Genomic DNA, 16,260 nt, shown 5'->3' with positions numbered 1-16,260 from the left:
TCGACTTTACCTACCGTGCGTGACCAGCACCGGGTCAAGCCCTTGCTGTATCCTCTTGCAACCGCATTACTCTTCGCAGGCGTTATGACTTTAATCCTTGGCATCGACCCCGGCTCGCGCATTACCGGCTACGGCGTGGTTCGCGACACCGGGCGCGGCTGTGTTTACGTCGCGTCCGGCTGCATCCGCACCGGGGCAGGTGAGTTGCATGAGCGCCTGCAGATCGTTTATCGCGGCGTGCGCGAAGTCATCCAGACCTACGGCCCGGTCACCATGGGTATCGAAAAGGTCTTCATGGCGCGCAACGCCGATTCCGCCTTGAAACTGGGGCAGGCCCGGGGAGCGGCGATTGTTGCCGGCGCCGAGGAAAGCCTGGAGATCGCCGAGTACACCGCGACCCAGGTCAAGCAGGCGGTCGTCGGAACGGGCGCGGCAAACAAGGAGCAGGTGCAAATGATGGTGATGCACCTGTTGAAGCTGGTCAGCAAGCCGCAGATTGACGCCTCCGACGCCTTGGCCATCGCCATTTGCCATGCCCATACCCGCTCCAGCCTGTTGCCTCATGGTCTGGGAACCGCACGCAGTCGTGGCGGGCGCCTGCGTCTCTGATAGCATCAGCGCTCTTATTCATGAGCCCGAGCCTGTTGCGCCTGTGTCGTCGGCCTTCATGCCCGGGCCGTTATTCGCCAGCCAGCGGCTGGTCAACGCCCAAGGATCTGAAACGTGATTGGACGCTTGCGCGGTACCCTGGCTGAAAAACAGCCGCCGCACCTGATTCTGGATGTAAATGGCCTGGGCTATGAGCTGGAAGTGCCCATGACCACGCTGTATCGCTTGCCGTCGGTCGGTGAACCGCTGACGTTGCACACCCATTTGGTCGTGCGCGAGGATGCGCAGTTACTCTATGGTTTCGTCGGCAAGCGCGAGCGAGACTTTTTCCGTGAGTTGATCCGTCTCAATGGTGTGGGGCCGAAACTGGCCCTGGCCTTGATGTCCAGTCTGGAAGTCGACGAGCTGGTGCGTTGCGTGCAATCCCAGGACACGTCGGCCCTGACCAAAGTGCCAGGTGTCGGCAAGAAAACCGCCGAACGCCTGCTGGTGGAGCTCAAGGATCGCTTCAAGGCCTGGGAAGCGGTGCCGGCCATGTTCGCGCTGGTGCCGAACCAGCCTGATGCACCGGTGCCAGCGGCCAGTGCCGAGAACGACGCGGTCACTGCGCTGATCTCCCTGGGCTATAAGCCGCAGGAAGCCAGCAAGGCGATTTCCGCCATCAAGGAAAAAGGCTTGAGTACTGAAGACATGATTCGTCGTGCCCTGAAGGGAATGATCTAAGTGATTGAAGCTGACCGTCTGATCGCTGCCACGGGTGCGCCCCGTGACCGCGAGGAAGTCCAGGACCGTGCGATTCGCCCTGTCAGCCTGGCCGACTACATCGGCCAACCGACCGTGCGCGAGCAGATGGAGTTGTTCATCCAGGCGGCCCGGGGACGTAGCGAGTCGCTGGACCACACCTTGATCTTCGGCCCGCCGGGCCTGGGCAAGACCACCCTGGCCAATATCATTGCCCAGGAAATGGGCGTGTCGATCAAGAGCACATCCGGTCCGGTTCTTGAGCGTCCGGGCGACCTGGCGGCGTTGTTGACCAATCTCGAGCCCCACGACGTGTTGTTCATCGACGAAATCCATCGGCTGTCGCCGATCGTCGAGGAAGTGCTGTACCCGGCCATGGAAGATTTCCAGCTCGACATCATGATCGGCGAGGGCCCGGCCGCGCGTTCCATCAAGCTGGACCTGCCACCCTTCACCCTGGTGGGTGCCACCACCCGTGCCGGCATGCTCACCAACCCGTTGCGCGACCGTTTCGGCATCGTCCAGCGCCTGGAGTTCTACAGCAATGCGGACCTGGCCACGATCGTCAGCCGCTCCGCGGGCATCCTCGGATTGCCGCTGGACCCGGAGGGTGCCTATGAAGTGGCGCGTCGGGCCCGGGGTACGCCGCGGATCGCCAACCGGCTGCTGCGCCGGGTCCGGGATTTCGCCGAGGTCCGGGCCAAGGGTCACATCACCAAGTCGATTGCCGACCTGGCGTTGAACCTGCTGGACATCGACGAGCGTGGCTTCGACTATCAGGACCGGCGCCTGCTGCTGACCATGATCGAGAAGTTCGACGGCGGTCCGGTGGGCGTGGACAGCCTGGCCGCGGCCATCAGCGAGGAGCGCCATACCATCGAGGATGTACTGGAGCCGTACCTGATCCAACAGGGCTACATCATGCGCACCCCCCGCGGGCGAGTGGTGACGCGCCATGCTTACCTGCATTTCGGCTTAAACATCCCGACACGAATGGGCGAGATGCCGGTGGTAGACGAATTCCTCGATGCCGTGGACGATTGAACGACTTTTCATGCAGCGACTTTTTTCCGGATTGTGCTGTCCCAGACGACGTCCGGAGCGTCTATGCACTCGAGAATGAAAAAACAGTTGCCGCCGATTGGCAACCCGAGGAGTAAGCACTAGAGTATGCGCGCGCAAAACGGGCTGGAGTCGTTCGCACATCGCTGTCGCGTTTATTACGAGGACACCGATGCCGGCGGCATCGTTTACTACGTCAATTACCTCAAGTTTATGGAACGGGCTCGAACCGAACGGCTGCGGGAACTGGGTTTCGCCCAATCCGCGCTGGCAGGAGAGGACCTGTTATTCGTCGTGCATTCCAGCGAAGCGCGTTACCACGCGCCGGCGCGACTGGACGACGAGCTTCTGGTAAGTGCCGATGTCATCGAATTGAACCGTGTCAGCCTGCGCTTCAAGCAGCAGGTCAGGCGGGCTACGGATAATACGCTGCTCTGTGAAGGGCAGTTTTTGGTGGCCTGTGTGCGCACCCATAGTTTGAAACCCCGGGCCATTCCCGAAGCTCTACGTGCGGCCTTTGCCGGCGTGAGCGGCGCGGGTACACACTCAGAGCAGGAGATAAAGCGTGGAAGCTAACGTCGTCGACCATACCTCCATGTGGAGCCTGGTCAGCAATGCCAGCGTCGTGGTGCAACTGGTAATGCTGACCCTGGTAGCCGCATCGGTGACCTCATGGATCATGATTTTTCAGCGCAGCAACCTGCTGCGCGCCGGTCGCCGTGCCCTGGAGAGCTTTGAAGAGCGCTTCTGGTCGGGTATCGACCTGTCCAAGCTGTACCGCCAGGCGGGCAGCAACCCGGATCCGGATTCGGGCGTGGAGCAGATCTTCCGTGCTGGTTTCAAGGAGTTCTCCCGTTTGCGCCAGCAGCCGGGCGTCGACCCTGAAGCGGTAATGGAAGGTGTGGCCCGTGCCATGCGCGTCGCCATTTCCCGGGAAGAAGAAAAGCTCGAGCAGAGCCTGCCGTTCCTGGCCACCGTCGGTTCGGTCAGCCCGTACATCGGCCTGTTCGGTACCGTGTGGGGGATCATGAACTCCTTCCGTGGCCTGGCCTCCGCCCAGCAGGCAACCCTGGCCACCGTGGCCCCGGGTATCGCCGAGGCGCTGGTCGCCACCGCCATTGGCCTGTTCGCGGCGATCCCGGCCGTTATCGCCTACAACCGCTTCGCTGCCCGCAGCGAGACGCTGATCGGCCGTTACTACACCTTCGCCGATGAATTCCAGGCGATCCTGCACCGCAAAGTGCACACCAGCGAAGAATAAGCAGGTATTTCCCGATGGCTTTAATCGCTCGAGCCCGAAACAAGCGCAAGCCGGTTGCCGAGATGAACGTGGTGCCCTACATCGACGTGATGCTGGTGCTGCTGGTCATCTTCATGGTGACCGCGCCGATGCTCAATCAGGGCGTGAAGGTCGATCTGCCCAAGGTTTCCAGCGAAGCCTTGCCGCAGGACAACAACACCCAGGTCCTGACCATTTCGATCAAGGCTGACAAGACCTACTACTGGAACCTTGGCAGCGAAGTCGATACCGAGAAGCAACAGGACCGGGCCATGACCCTGCCCCAGATGACCGATGCGGTGACCAAGATCATTCGTGTCGGCAACGATGCCGGCAAACGCACCCAGGTCTTCATTCGCGGTGACAAGACCGTCGACTACGGTGCCGTGATGGGCGCGATGGGCGGTCTGCAGAAAGCCGGGGTCGGTAATGTTGGCTTGATCACCGAGGCCCCCTGATGCAGCAACAGCGAGAGCCGTCCGCCTCGGAAAGCTACTTCTGGCCCAGCGTCCTGGCAATCGGCCTGCACGTGCTGGTGTTCGGCATGTTGTTCGTCAGTTTTGCCATGACACCGGAACTGCCGCCGGCCAAGCCGATCGTGCAGGCGACCCTTTACCAGCTCAAGTCCAAGAGCCAGGCCACCACGCAGACCAACCAGAAGCTGGCCGGTGAAGCGAAGAAATCCGCTGCGCGACAGACTGAAGTCGAGCAGATGGAGCAGAAGAAGGTCGAGCAGGAAGCGATAAAGGCAGCGGAACAAAAGAAAGAGGAAGCCGCTCAAAAGGCCGAAGAAGCGAAGAAGGCCGACGAGGCGAAAAAAGCTGACGAGGCCAAGAAAGCCGATGAAGCGAAAAAAGCCGAGGCCAAGAAGGCAGAAGAGAAACAATTGGCTGATATAGCCAAGAAGAAAGCCGAAGAGGAAGCCAAGAAAGCCGCTGAGGAAGAGGCCAAGAAAGCGGCCGCCGAAGAGGCCAAGAAGAAGATTGTCGAGGACGCGAAGAAAAAAGCGGCCGAAGACGCCAAGAAGAAAGCTGAAGCTGACGAGGCGAAAAAGAAAGTCGCCGAAGAGGCGAAGAAGAAAGCCGCCGCCGACGCCGCCAAGAAAAAGGCCCAGGACGCAGCGCGCAAATCTGCCGAAGAGAAGAAGGCCCAGGCCTTGGCGGATCTGCTTTCCGACACGCCGCAGCGCCAGCAGGCCTTGGCCGATGAGCAGGGCGATGAAGTCGCCGGTAGCTTCGATGATCTGATTCGTGCCCGGGCGGCAGAGGGCTGGGCTCGTCCGCCTTCGGCGCGCCAAGGCATGACGGTGGTATTGCAGATCGGCATGTTGCCGGACGGTACGGTGGCTTCGGTCAGCGTGGCCAAGTCCAGCGGCGACGGACCTTTCGATGCTTCGGCGGTTGCAGCGGTCAAGAACATTGGACGATTGACGGAAATGCAAGGAATGAAGTCGAGCGATTTCGCTCCCTATCGTTCATTCAAGATGACATTCACACCTGAGGATCTAGCCTTGTGAGAAACCTTCTTCGAGGAATGCTTGTCGTTATCTGCTGCCTGGCAGGGATAGCGGTGGCAGAGGAAAAGAACATTCTGGTCACCAGCGGCAGCGATCGGGCGACCCCGATCGCCGTCGTACCGTTCGGCTGGCAGGGCGGAAGCGTGCTGCCGGACGACATGGCGGAAATCATCGGCAACGACCTGCGCAACTCGGGTTATTACGCGCCGATTCCGAAGCAGAACATGATCAGCCTGCCCACCCAGGCCAGCGAAGTCATCTACCGTGACTGGAAGGCCCTGGGCGCCCAGTACATCATGGTCGGCAGCATCGTTCCGGCCGGCGGCCGCCTGCAGGTGCAATATGCCCTGTTCAACGTCGCCACCGAACAGCAGGTGTTGACCGGCAGCGTGTCGGGCAGCACTGACCAGCTGCGTGACATGGCGCACTACATCTCCGACCAGTCGTTCGAGAAACTTACCGGCATCAAGGGTGCGTTCTCTACCCGCATGCTCTACGTGACAGCCGAACGTTTTTCCGAGAAAAACACCCGCTACACCCTGCAGCGCTCCGACTACGACGGCGCCCGTGCGGTCACCCTGTTGCAATCGCGCGAGCCGATCCTGTCGCCGCGATTCGCCCCCGATGGCAAGCGCATCGCCTATGTGTCGTTCGAGCAGAAGCGTCCGCGCATTTTCGTGCAGCACATCGACACCGGTCGCCGCGAGCAGATCACCAACTTCGAAGGCCTGAACGGCGCGCCAGCCTGGTCGCCGGACGGTAACCGCCTGGCGTTCGTACTGTCCAAGGACGGTAACCCGGACGTCTATGTGATGAACCTGGCCTCGCGTTCGATCTCCCGTGTCACCAACGGCCCGGGCATCAACACCGAACCGTTCTGGGGCAAGGATGGCTCGACCATCTACTTCACCTCCGACCGTGGTGGCAAGCCGCAGATCTACAAGACCAGTGCCGGTGGCGGCGGTGCCGAGCGCGTGACCTTCGTCGGTAACTACAACGCCAACCCTAAACTGTCGGCGGACGAGAAGACCCTGGTGATGATCCATCGCCAGGACGGTTTCACCAATTTCAAGGTGGCGGCCCAGGATATGCAACGCGGCAGCGTAAAAATCCTCACTGATAGCACTCTGGACGAGTCACCTACTGTTGCGCCCAACGGCACCATGGTAATCTACGCCACCCGCCAGCAGGGCCGGGGAGTCTTGATGCTCGTGTCCATTAATGGACGCGTGAGGCTCCCGCTTCCTACCGCTCAAGGCGAAGTCAGAGAACCGTCCTGGTCCCCTTACCTGAACTGACGCGGCGCAATACGTTTTACTTAACACACTGGGGTTCATTAGGAGTTTCACGATGGAAATGCTGAAGTTTGGTAAATTTGCTGCGCTGGCTCTGGCCATGGCCGTAGCTGTAGGTTGCTCGTCCAAAGGCGGCGACAACGCCGGTGAAGGCGCTGTTGATCCGAACGCTGGTTACGGCGCCAACACTGGTGCAGTTGACGGCTCCATGAGCGAAGAAGCTGCTCTGCGCGCAATCACCACCTTCTACTTCGAATACGACAGCTCGGACCTGAAGCCAGAAGCCATGCGCGCTCTGGACGTTCACGCCAAAGACCTGAAAGCAAACGGCGCTCGCGTTGTTCTGGAAGGCAACACCGACGAACGTGGTACTCGTGAGTACAACATGGCACTGGGCGAGCGTCGTGCGAAAGCCGTTCAACGCTACCTGGTACTGCAAGGTGTTTCCCCAGCTCAGCTGGAACTGGTTTCCTACGGCGAAGAGCGTCCAGTTGCTACCGGCAACGACGAGCAGTCCTGGGCTCAAAACCGTCGCGTCGAACTGCGTAAGAACTGATTCGTCATGCGAACGTGCCGTCGTGCTGTAACTGTTCTGGCTCTCAGTCTCGCACCGCTTGCGGTGTGGGCTGCGGTTCCTGTGGTCGATAACGATGCCGGCTATAACAATAGCGGGAGCAGTTATCCGCCTGCAGGTTACGGTACGAACGGCGCCTATGCCGGGGGAGGGGTTTCGGCCCCTGTCTCGGCACAGGGCGAGCTGTTCAACCAACTGCAGCAAATGCAGGATCAGCTTTCACGCCAACAAGGCGCGATTGAAGTTCTGCAAAACGAAGTATCGCGCATGAAGCAGGAAAACCTGGAGCGTTACCAGGATCTTGATCGGCGCATAGGAAGCGGTGTTGCACCTGCCGCGACTCCTGAGAATTCTCCTGCCGGTGGCGACTTGAACGCCCCTGGCGCTGCCGCAGGCGCGGCTGCCGGAGCAAGCGCTCCAGCTCCTGCCGCCAGTGGCGAACCGGCTGATCCGGCGAAGGAAAAGCTCTATTACGACGCTGCCTTCGACTTGATCAAAGCCAAGGATTTCGACAAGGCCAGCCAGGCCTTTGCCGCTTTCCTGCGCAAATACCCAAACAGCCAGTATGCGGGCAATGCGCAATACTGGTTGGGTGAAGTGAACCTGGCCAAGGGTGACCTGCAGGGTGCCGGCCAGGCATTCGCCAAGGTTTCCCAGCTGTATCCCAAGCATGCCAAGGTGCCTGATTCGCTGTACAAGCTGGCTGACGTAGAGCGCCGCCTTGGTCATGCCGACAAGGTCAAGGGCATCCTGCAGCAGGTGGTCTCCCAGTATCCGGGTACCTCTGCCGCCCAGTTGGCCCAGCGCGATCTGCAACGCATGTAAGCTGGTTTGCGCCTGTAAATGAAGAAACCCGCGCTTGTCGCGGGTTTTTTCGTTAGAATTCACGCCCTTTTTCTGAAACACGCTTTTTGGAGCCTGCGCGATGGCGGGGTTCCTTGAAGTGCCTGACGGAGGCGGACGGCCTGTTTAGCTGTTACGCCCGTGGCGACTATGCAAGACACATTGAGAATCACCGAAGTTTTTTACTCGTTGCAGGGTGAAACGCGAACGGCCGGGCTGCCTACGGTATTTGTGCGCCTCACCGGTTGCCCGTTGCGTTGCCAATACTGCGACAGTGCCTACGCTTTCAGCGGCGGCACCTTGCGAACCCTCGACGACATCCTTGAGCAAGTGGCCGGCTATCGCCCGCGCTACGTTTGTGTCACTGGTGGCGAGCCACTGGCTCAACCCAATGCCATTCCCTTGCTTAAGCAGTTGTGTGATGCCGGCTATGAAGTTTCGCTGGAAACCAGCGGCGCCCTGGATATCTCGGCCGTCGACCCACGCGTCAGTCGCGTCGTGGACCTGAAAACCCCAGGCTCCAAGGAAGCGCATCGTAACCGTTACGAGAACATCGAACTGCTGACGCCCAACGATCAGGTCAAGTTCGTTATCTGTTCCCGGGAGGATTACGACTGGGCCGTTTCCAAGCTGATCCAGTACGGTCTGGACAAGCGAGCCGGTGAGGTTCTGGTGTCGCCAAGTCATCACGATTTGAACGCGCGGGATCTGGCGGACTGGGTGGTGGCGGATAACCTGCCGGTGCGCCTGCAATTGCAGCTGCACAAATATCTTTGGAACGACGAGCCGGGGCGCTGATATGACTGAGCAGACGAACATTGCAGAAAAACGAGCGGTCATCCTGTTGTCCGGCGGCCTGGATTCGGCCACGGTCGTAGCCATGGCCCGTGCCGAAGGTTACCGCTGCTACACCATGAGTTTCGATTACGGGCAGCGTCACCGCGCTGAACTGCACGCTGCCGAGCGAGTGGCGCGGGACCTTGGTGTGGTGGAGCACAAGGTGATCGGCCTGAACCTCAACGGCATCGGTGGTTCGGCCTTGACCGACAGCACCATCGACGTACCCGAAGCTCCGAGTGAAGGCATACCGGTAACCTACGTGCCGGCGCGTAACACGGTATTCCTGTCCCTGGCCCTGGGGTGGGCCGAGGTGCTGGAAGCCCGTGACATTTTCATCGGCGTCAACGCAGTGGATTATTCCGGCTACCCGGACTGCCGTCCCGAGTTCGTCGAAGCTTTCGAGCGCATGGCCAATCTGGCGACCAAGGCCGGTGTGGAAGGGCAAGGCTTCCGCATCCAGGCGCCGCTGCAGAATCTCAGCAAGGCCGATATCGTCAGGGCCGGTGTGAAGCTTGGCGTGAATTATGGACTGACCGTTTCCTGTTACCAGGCCGACGATCAGGGCCGCGCCTGTGGCAAATGCGATAGCTGCCGCCTGCGTGCCGAAGGCTTCGCTGCGGCGGGCGTGAGCGATCCAACCCCTTATTTTTGATTTATTTCAAATTAGGTGTTGAATAGTCCTTAGAAATCAGTATTATACGCGCCACCACACAGCGGGTCGTTAGCTCAGTTGGTAGAGCAGTTGGCTTTTAACCAATTGGTCGTAGGTTCGAATCCCACACGACCCACCATTTTTGCTGTTTTAAAAGTCTGGAAGGCCCACGAAAGTGAGGATTTCCAGATTTTTTTTTGTCCGTAGGAACTCCCTGGCCGGGAACCACGCGAAGATGCGCGTGGTTCCCGGGCGGCTCAGAGCAAGCCGTCTTCGGCGCAGACCTTCACGATCTGTTCGCGAAACCAGACGTTGGCGTTGTCCTGGCCCGTTTTCTCACTCCACATCATATCCAGCGTAAAGTTCGGTAACCCGGTCGGTGGCTTGCGATGGCTGAATTTGGCCTCATCACAGGTCAGTGCCTGAATGCGTCGGGGCAGGGTCAGCACGAAGTCGGTCCCGGTGACCATATTGAGGGCGGCCACATAGCTGTTGGCCCGGGCGACGATCTGCCGGCTATAGCCCTGTCGGGCCAGCCAACCGTCGATCATGTTGGTGTCGGATGTCCATGGGGTCGGGAACACATGCTGGCACGCCACGAATGTGTCCAGGCTGAGGGCCTCGTCCGGCAAGTCGACGTTCCTATCGACTACGCAGACCAATTCATCTTCCAGTAATACTTGCGAGCGCAAGCCTTTGGCACTGCGATGAAAGTTCGGGCCGAAACAAACCACTAGATCAAAACGGCCGTCCGTCAGCTCCTCGACGGGAATATCCTTGTGAAATTTAGTTATATTGATGATCACCGGGAATTGACTGCCAATAAAACGCTTGACCAACTTGGGCAGGATCAATAATTCAAAGTATTCCGGCGCGCAGATATTGAATGTTATTTCTTTTTGCGTGGGGTCGAAGCTCTGGATACCTGAATGGCAAATATTAATGGCTTGAAGAATCTTGACGATATGACTGTACATCGCAGTGGCTTTATTGGTCGGGCGCATGCCACTGCGGGTATTAATGAATAATTCATCTTCGAAGCTGGTGCGCAGCTTCTTCAAGCAGTAGCTCACGGTTGACTGGCTGACGCAGAGGGCCTCGGAGACCTCGGTGACGCTGCTCTGCTCGTACACCGCGACGAACACCATCAAGTCCTGCATGTCCAGCTTTCTAAGCAAATTACTATTGAGCATAAGATCCTTCTTGGCGCAATCCATGGGCTAGCGTCTCTGATTTTTATGACAAAGACGTTTATTTATATATTAGCGGAAGCAATTTATTTTTTAAATGGCTTGTAGGAATTTTCTTAAATATGCTCGCCTCGCTTTTAAGACATCCTGCACAGGGACGGAGGAGGACGAAATGCAAATACGAGTCGCGGAAACTAAAACGCCATTATGGGTACAGGCCACTGAAGTAGTAAAAGACAAGTTTCGAAGTTCTTATGCGGCCTCGGTAGAACCGAATCCGCAATACTTTGCAGTTACTCAGGATCAGGAAGATCGCATACTTGCGTGTGCCGGTATTACTTTTGCGGACCACCGCATTCTCTTTTCCGAACAATACCTGACACAACCGATTGAGGAGATCCTGTCTCAACGTTTCGAGAAGACCATCGAGCGTTCGAACATTGTCGAGATCGGCAATCTGATCTCCCATCACCTAACAGCGGGAATGATTCTCGTTAATATGATTCCGTTGTTGTCCTGGTGCATGGGCGGGCATTACCTGTTGTGCACCGTTACACCTCGGGTCCGGCAAATGATGGAAAGTTGCCAGATCGATTTCGAACCGCTGTTGACCGCTGACCCCACTCGTCTGGCCGATGATGGCGGCAAGAATTGGGGAACCTATTACGCCAAGAAACCGGTGACCGGTTTCATCCGGGTCGATCCGAAGCGTTCACGGTTCGCCGCCACGACGCTGAATACCTCGTTCACCCAGTTGCCCGGTGAATTCTTGGCGAGGGCACAACCATGAGCGGTGGTTTCATCAATCAGTTGAAACAGGCGCTGCAGGGCAATCGCCAGGCGGTTTGCGCGGTTGACTGGACGTCGGGCACCGAGTCCGTGGTGCTGACCTACGGCGAATTGGAGCACCGGGCGCTTAATCTGGCTGCGGAGCTGCAACGGCGTTTCGCAACGCCGGCCCATGGCGATCAAGTGGTGCTGGGGATTGCGACGCGCAATAGCAGTGACTGGCTGGTAGCCGACCTGGCCTGTCTGTTTGCCGGGATTACCGCGCTGCCGTTGCCACTGGCGTTCAGTCAATCCCAGGCCGAGCACCTGGCCGAGCGTTGCGACGGATTCCTGGTGGATGCCGCAGGGCAACGGACACTGGCACAGCGCTGGAAGCTGAATTTCCCCGACAGCCGTCTGCGCCGTCTCGGCGAACCGGTGATCGAACAGCCCCTGTTGCACACTCCGGACGGCGAGGGCGACTGGATCTGCAAGATCATTCACACCTCGGGTACCACCAGCCGGCCGAAAGGCGTGCGTCTGAGCAATCAGGCGGTTGGCGCGGTACTGGCGTCGCTGCGCGAACGCATGCCGGTCAATGCCCATCGTCGATATCTGTCGCTGGTGCCGTTGAGCCTGCTGCTCGAACAGGTGACCGCCGCGTACCTGCCGCTCCTGGCCGGTGGGACCGTGCATTTCCTGCCGCCGAGCGAAGCATTGCTCGGCGAGCCCGGGGCGTCGCCGCAGCGTCTGGTCGACTGGATCCTGCAGGTCCAGCCGACGGCGCTGACGGTACCGCCGGTCATGATCAATCGCTTCCTCGAACAATTGAACGATGGCGGCGAGGCGGGAGATCGGCTGGCGAGTTACCTGAAGTCCGGGGCTCATATCACCTGCGGCGGCGCAGCGGTGAGTATCGATGCCCTGCACGCTCTGGCCGAGCAAGGCATCGAGGTGTACCAGGGCTACGGACTGTCGGAGAACGCCTCGGTGGTCAGCATGAACACCTTCGAAGAGCAGCGCCTGGGCAGTGTCGGCAAACCGCTGCCCCATGTCCAGGTGCGGATCGGCGCCGACCAGACCATCGAGGTCAAGAGCAGCTCGCTGTTCAGCGGTTACTCCGGGACCGACCCCAGCGCGTGCTCCATGTCTGGCGATGGCTGGATGGACACCGGCGACCTGGGGATGCTCGACGAAGACGGCTACCTCTATGTGCACGGCCGCAAGAAGAACGTGATCTGCCTGCCCAACGGCCGCAATGTCAGCCCCGAGCAGGTCGAGCTGGAGTACCGCAAGTACCCGGGCGTGAACGACGCCGCGGTGTTCTTCGACGAGCAACACGGCCTCGTGGCGTTGCTGTGTGTCGAGTCGACGCCGGCCAGCGATGAACTGGTGACCTGGTCGACCGGCCGTTTCTCCGACATCGAACGACCGAACCGGCTCTGGTTGTTGAACAAGGACGATCCGTTGATCGAGCAGCTCTACACCGTCACCGGCCGACCGAAACGTGCCGACATCGCCACTGTTTTTTCCACTCTGCAAGGGAACGCATTCAATGAGCACACCTGCCTTTCACTTTGAAAACCCCGACGTCTCCATCGTCGAGTCGCACCACTTCGCCAGCCTGGGCAAGGCCGAGTTGTACGAGCTGCTGGGACACTACGGTGTCGTGCTGTTCCGCAACTGCATCCACAGCGCCGAGGCGTTCAGCGCCTACGTCAAGCAAAACAGTTCCCGGCTGAGCCTGGATCCGGCGCGGGTCATGGTCGGTGGTGCGGCGCAGTTGGTGGATGCCGGGCATCAGGCGGTCGGCCTGCATTGCGAAAACGGCAATTCGCCGTTCTGGCCGGACATGACCTGGTTCTATTGCCAGGAAGCGCCGCGCAAGGGTTCGCAAACCACGATCTGCGACGGTGAGAAAGTGCTGGCGCGGCTGTCTCCGGGTTGCCGCAGTTTCTTCGAAAACAACCCTATTCGCTACAGCCGCACCGTGGCGGGGGAAAAGTGGCGTCGGCTGGTTTGCCATTATTCGCCGACCCTGTCGAACCCGGCAGACGTGGTCATCGAAGATCTGTTGCAGATCATTGGCGATGACCCGCAGACGCAGATTTCCTTCAACCCGGCCGATGATTCGATGCACTACGCCTTCAACACGTCGGCGATCCTCACTTCGGCCTTCAGCCAGCGCCCGGCGTTTGCCAACAGCATCCTGGGACCTTCGTTCAACTACGAGGCGCCGGTGATCGATACGGTGGGCGGCCAGGTGATTCCCGCCGAGTTCCTCGCCGAAATCGCCGAAGTCTCCGCCCAGTACACCGTTCCGGTGGGTTGGCGTGACCACGACGTGGTGATGATCGATAACCGTCGGGTCATGCACGGTCGTGAAACCATCGTCGATGAGCGTCGACGCATTTTCAACGCCCTGAGCTATCGCTGAGAGGGATCCATGAACAACGATAAATACATTATTGGCGGGCAGTACGAGACGTACCTCGACGGCGATGGTCGGCAGATCATCGACCTGACCGGCGGGTTTGGCTTCCAGGTGCCAGCGGTGATCGAGGCGGTCACTCGCCAGGCGCAGATCATGGGCCTGTCCAACCGGGTACTGATGTCTGAACCGCTGATTGCCTTGTGCCGCCGCCTGGCCGAGCTGCTGCCTGAGCCGCTGGTCAGTTCCTATGTGTGCAGTTCCGGCGACGAAGCGTTCGAGGGCGCCTTGAAGTTATGCAAGGGGCTCAAGCCGAAGGGCAACACCATCGTGTATATCCAGGGTGGTGATTACGGCTCGCTGTCCTACGGGCGTTGCCTCAACGCCGCGCAGGGCGACCTCGACGTGCAAGGTTTCCTGGGCTTCAAGCGCGTGGCGATTCGTCATCTCGCGGACCTGGATTCGGTGGACTGGAATGATTGCTTCGCGGTCTGCCATAGCAGTACCCGCCTCGATGCGAGCGGTCGATTGCAATTGCTCGAGCCGGCCCTGGTCGAGCGCTTGCATGCCCGTGCGGCGCAAGCTTCGGTGCCGGTGATCGCGGTCGACACCCAGACCTGCCTCGGCAGCCTGGGTTCGCTGTTCGGCTTCCAGCGTTATCGCTGTGTCCCGGACATTGTCGTGCTCGGTGGCGCGTTGGGGGGCAGTGCGATTCCCATCGGCACCTATACCTGCAGCGAGCGCATGGCCTGGCAGGTCTATGGACGCAGCAGCCCGGCCAAGCATGGCAGCACCACCGCCGGCAATCCGATGGCTTGCGTGGCCGCGCTGGCCGCGCTGGATTACGTGCAGGCCCACGACTCGCCCCGGCAATGCCTGGAAAACGGCCAGCGATTGGCGCAGACCCTGGCGTCGTTCGGTGCCGTGGCCGAGGGCGGCTGGGTCAGCCTGCCACTGGCCGACGACCTGCAGCCGAGCGTGCTGTGCGAGGCGCTTTACCTGCAAGGCATCTACGTCAGTGCGCCCCGTGGCCGCGAATTGATCTTGCGCTGCCCGATCACCGCGCGCCCCGAACATATCCAACGTGCCGCCAACATCATCAAGGAGACTTTAAGCCATGTCCTTACTCAGGCCGCATGAACAACTGCTGGATGATTGCCAGCGGTACTGGAGCGCCTCGGCGGCCAAGCTCTATCGCCTGGGCAAGACCAGCGTCGAGCAACAGGCCGATGGCATTCACGTCACCGACCACACCGGCAAACGCTTCATCGACTGCGCGTGCAGCTACGGCGTGTTTATCGTCGGCCACCGCAACCCGATGGTCCGCGAGCAGGTGCAGGCACAACTGAACCAGATGGCCTGGGTACCGGAAGGCCGGCGCCATCCGCTCCAGGACAAATTGACCGAGCGTCTGTGCCAGTTGGTACCGGGGGAGTGGGGGGACGTGCAATACATGGTCTCGGGGGCCGAGGCCATCGAGCAGAGCCTGCGCTATGCGTTGCGCATCCAGCCGCACCGGCGTGGGATCGTGGTGATGAGCGGTTCCTACCATGGCAAGACCCTGGCGGCGATGAGCATCCTGGGGCAACGCCAGAATCACAGCAGCTATGGCATCGCAGCGCCCGACGTGACCCATGTGCCCTACGGTGATTTTGCGGCCCTGCAAAAGGCCGTCGGCGAGGGCGTATGTGCGGTGTATGTCGAACCGATCCTGGGCGGCGCGCACCTGCAGGTGCCGCCGGTGGGTTACATGGCCAATCTGCGGGCCTTGTGCGATGCCACCGGCACCCTGTTGGTGGCGGATGAGATCCAGACCGGGTTCGGTCGCTGCGGCAAATGGTTCGCCGTGCAATATGACGACGTGGTGCCCGACATCATGATCCTCTCCAAGGGCCTGACCGGCGGCTACACCTCGTTCGCCTGCGCCATGTACAGCCAGCGTCTGGCGACCCAATACCCACTCAGTGAAATCGAGCCCGATACCCGCACCAATGGCGGGCACCCGGTGGCGTGCGCCTCGGCGCTGGCGGCCATCGATTACATCGAGCAGAACAACCTGGTGGAGCAGTCGCGGGTCAACGGCGGTCTGCTGCGCCATGGTCTACAACGCCTGGCGCTGCGTTATCCGCAGATCATCGAGGACGTACCGGGCGTGGGCCTGATGACGGGGTTGCGTTTGCGCGGGTCGGTCTATGAGGCCCTGATGAGCATGGAGCTGAGCAAACGCGGCATTCATGCTGGTCATTCGATGAATGAAAAGGCCGAGCGCCCTGTGCTGCGCTTCTATCCGCCGCTGAACATCTCGCCCGATGCGTTGCGCCATATCCTGACGATGATCGAAGAGGCCCTCGAAGCCATCAACCGGCGCCCGAAGTTGGCGGTCAAGGCGTTCTCCCTGGTGGTGCGCAACATGTACCAGTTGCCCAATAAATGGTTGCGCAGCAAGGAGGCATCGTGAGC

Annotated in this window: 18 protein-coding genes and 1 tRNA gene; 18 read left to right on the top strand and 1 reads right to left on the bottom strand. The window is 59.9% G+C overall.

Annotated features, from left to right (window positions below; translation table 11 throughout):
- Nucleotides 1-84 precede the first annotated feature (84 nt).
- The 13 genes from ruvC to N005_RS10800 all read left to right on the top strand — a co-directional run bounded on the left by ruvC (nt 85) and on the right by N005_RS10800 (nt 9,550).
- On the top strand, nt 85-609 hold the full coding sequence (gene ruvC / locus N005_RS10860) for a crossover junction endodeoxyribonuclease RuvC (RefSeq protein ID WP_024776477.1): 525 nt from the start codon (nt 85-87) through the stop codon (nt 607-609).
- 114 nt (nt 610-723) lie between these two features.
- Nucleotides 724-1,332 (top strand): Holliday junction branch migration protein RuvA, encoded by a 609-nt coding sequence (gene ruvA / locus N005_RS10855; protein WP_024779454.1) that lies wholly within the window; start codon nt 724-726, stop codon nt 1,330-1,332.
- Nucleotides 1,333-2,394: a Holliday junction branch migration DNA helicase RuvB gene (ruvB, locus tag N005_RS10850; protein WP_047701198.1), complete on the top strand. Its 1,062-nt coding sequence runs from the start codon at nt 1,333-1,335 to the stop codon at nt 2,392-2,394.
- A 126-nt stretch (nt 2,395-2,520) separates the two neighbouring features.
- Nucleotides 2,521-2,988: a tol-pal system-associated acyl-CoA thioesterase gene (gene ybgC / locus N005_RS10845; protein WP_047701197.1), complete on the top strand. Its 468-nt coding sequence runs from the start codon at nt 2,521-2,523 to the stop codon at nt 2,986-2,988.
- Nucleotides 2,978-3,673: a protein TolQ gene (gene tolQ / locus N005_RS10840; protein WP_042728759.1), complete on the top strand. Its 696-nt coding sequence runs from the start codon at nt 2,978-2,980 to the stop codon at nt 3,671-3,673. The genes ybgC and tolQ overlap by 11 nt, the downstream gene beginning before the upstream one ends.
- Nucleotides 3,674-3,696: 23 nt before the next feature.
- Entirely contained in the window at nt 3,697-4,149 is a 453-nt protein-coding gene (gene tolR / locus N005_RS10835) for a protein TolR (RefSeq protein WP_161796096.1), read from the top strand.
- Nucleotides 4,149-5,207: a cell envelope integrity protein TolA gene (tolA, locus tag N005_RS10830; RefSeq protein WP_047701196.1), complete on the top strand. Its 1,059-nt coding sequence runs from the start codon at nt 4,149-4,151 to the stop codon at nt 5,205-5,207. The genes tolR and tolA overlap by 1 nt, the downstream gene beginning before the upstream one ends.
- Entirely contained in the window at nt 5,204-6,505 is a 1,302-nt protein-coding gene (gene tolB, locus N005_RS10825) for a Tol-Pal system beta propeller repeat protein TolB (protein ID WP_047701195.1), read from the top strand. The genes tolA and tolB overlap by 4 nt, the downstream gene beginning before the upstream one ends.
- 52 nt (nt 6,506-6,557) lie before the next feature.
- Complete coding sequence (pal, locus tag N005_RS10820; RefSeq protein WP_024779460.1) at nt 6,558-7,058, top strand: peptidoglycan-associated lipoprotein Pal; 501 nt, start codon at nt 6,558-6,560, stop codon at nt 7,056-7,058.
- Nucleotides 7,059-7,064: 6 nt separating this feature from the next.
- Nucleotides 7,065-7,901, top strand: a complete 837-nt coding sequence (ybgF, locus tag N005_RS10815) for a tol-pal system protein YbgF (RefSeq protein WP_047701194.1) — start codon at nt 7,065-7,067, stop codon at nt 7,899-7,901.
- A gap of 168 nt (nt 7,902-8,069) precedes the next feature.
- A complete protein-coding gene (gene queE, locus N005_RS10810) occupies nt 8,070-8,717 on the top strand; it encodes a 7-carboxy-7-deazaguanine synthase QueE (RefSeq protein ID WP_041021787.1) in 648 nt (215 codons plus the stop codon).
- Nucleotides 8,718-8,736: 19 nt separating this feature from the next.
- Nucleotides 8,737-9,411 (top strand): 7-cyano-7-deazaguanine synthase QueC, encoded by a 675-nt coding sequence (queC, locus tag N005_RS10805; protein ID WP_162843634.1) that lies wholly within the window; start codon nt 8,737-8,739, stop codon nt 9,409-9,411.
- A 63-nt stretch (nt 9,412-9,474) separates the two neighbouring features.
- A tRNA-Lys gene (locus tag N005_RS10800) sits at nt 9,475-9,550 on the top strand.
- Nucleotides 9,551-9,668: 118 nt separating this feature from the next.
- On the opposite strand, the gene N005_RS10795 is transcribed toward N005_RS10800, so the two are convergent.
- Nucleotides 9,669-10,604 carry a LysR family transcriptional regulator gene (locus tag N005_RS10795; RefSeq protein ID WP_047701192.1) on the bottom strand — a complete coding sequence of 312 codons (936 nt, stop codon included), beginning with the start codon at nt 10,602-10,604 and terminating at the stop codon, nt 9,669-9,671.
- A gap of 169 nt (nt 10,605-10,773) precedes the next feature.
- Between N005_RS10795 and N005_RS10790 the strand changes: the two genes are divergently transcribed.
- From N005_RS10790 to N005_RS10770, 5 genes are read left to right on the top strand one after another with little or no spacing between them, the layout of a single operon-like run.
- Complete coding sequence (locus N005_RS10790; RefSeq protein WP_047701191.1) at nt 10,774-11,391, top strand: thermostable hemolysin; 618 nt, start codon at nt 10,774-10,776, stop codon at nt 11,389-11,391.
- The gene (locus N005_RS10785) at nt 11,388-12,950 is read left to right on the top strand and encodes an AMP-binding protein (protein ID WP_047701190.1); all 1,563 of its coding nucleotides are present in this window, start codon (nt 11,388-11,390) and stop codon (nt 12,948-12,950) included. The genes N005_RS10790 and N005_RS10785 overlap by 4 nt, the downstream gene beginning before the upstream one ends.
- Nucleotides 12,925-13,806, top strand: a complete 882-nt coding sequence (locus tag N005_RS10780; RefSeq protein WP_047701189.1) for a TauD/TfdA family dioxygenase — start codon at nt 12,925-12,927, stop codon at nt 13,804-13,806. Before N005_RS10785 ends, N005_RS10780 begins: the two co-directional genes overlap by 26 nt.
- Nucleotides 13,807-13,815: 9 nt before the next feature.
- Nucleotides 13,816-14,940 (top strand): aminotransferase class III-fold pyridoxal phosphate-dependent enzyme, encoded by a 1,125-nt coding sequence (locus N005_RS10775; RefSeq protein ID WP_047701188.1) that lies wholly within the window; start codon nt 13,816-13,818, stop codon nt 14,938-14,940.
- Nucleotides 14,918-16,258: an aspartate aminotransferase family protein gene (locus tag N005_RS10770; RefSeq protein WP_047701187.1), complete on the top strand. Its 1,341-nt coding sequence runs from the start codon at nt 14,918-14,920 to the stop codon at nt 16,256-16,258. The genes N005_RS10775 and N005_RS10770 overlap by 23 nt, the downstream gene beginning before the upstream one ends.
- Nucleotides 16,259-16,260 lie beyond the last annotated feature (2 nt).

It is taken from the genome of Pseudomonas mediterranea CFBP 5447 (assembly GCF_000774145.1).
GTDB classification, from domain to species: domain Bacteria; phylum Pseudomonadota; class Gammaproteobacteria; order Pseudomonadales; family Pseudomonadaceae; genus Aquipseudomonas; species Aquipseudomonas mediterranea.
The sequence above is the reverse complement of the archived record's forward strand: the minus strand, read 5'-3'. Positions and strand labels throughout refer to the sequence as shown.

Bases quoted from the DNA above. Each gene is read 5' to 3' on its own strand.
- pal (WP_024779460.1), top strand. From the start codon at position 6,558: ATGGAAATGCTGAAGTTTGGTAAATTTGCTGCGCTGGCTCTGGCCATG.
- N005_RS10775 (WP_047701188.1), top strand. From the start codon at position 13,816: ATGAACAACGATAAATACATTATTGGCGGGCAGTACGAGACGTACCTC.
- N005_RS10770 (WP_047701187.1), top strand. From the start codon at position 14,918: ATGTCCTTACTCAGGCCGCATGAACAACTGCTGGATGATTGCCAGCGG.
- N005_RS10780 (WP_047701189.1), top strand. From the start codon at position 12,925: ATGAGCACACCTGCCTTTCACTTTGAAAACCCCGACGTCTCCATCGTC.
- N005_RS10785 (WP_047701190.1), top strand. From the start codon at position 11,388: ATGAGCGGTGGTTTCATCAATCAGTTGAAACAGGCGCTGCAGGGCAAT.
- N005_RS10790 (WP_047701191.1), top strand. From the start codon at position 10,774: ATGCAAATACGAGTCGCGGAAACTAAAACGCCATTATGGGTACAGGCC.
- ruvC (WP_024776477.1), top strand. From the start codon at position 85: ATGACTTTAATCCTTGGCATCGACCCCGGCTCGCGCATTACCGGCTAC.
- tolA (WP_047701196.1), top strand. From the start codon at position 4,149: ATGCAGCAACAGCGAGAGCCGTCCGCCTCGGAAAGCTACTTCTGGCCC.
- ybgF (WP_047701194.1), top strand. From the start codon at position 7,065: ATGCGAACGTGCCGTCGTGCTGTAACTGTTCTGGCTCTCAGTCTCGCA.
- N005_RS10795 (WP_047701192.1), bottom strand. From the start codon at position 10,604: ATGCTCAATAGTAATTTGCTTAGAAAGCTGGACATGCAGGACTTGATG.
- ybgC (WP_047701197.1), top strand. From the start codon at position 2,521: ATGCGCGCGCAAAACGGGCTGGAGTCGTTCGCACATCGCTGTCGCGTT.
- queE (WP_041021787.1), top strand. From the start codon at position 8,070: ATGCAAGACACATTGAGAATCACCGAAGTTTTTTACTCGTTGCAGGGT.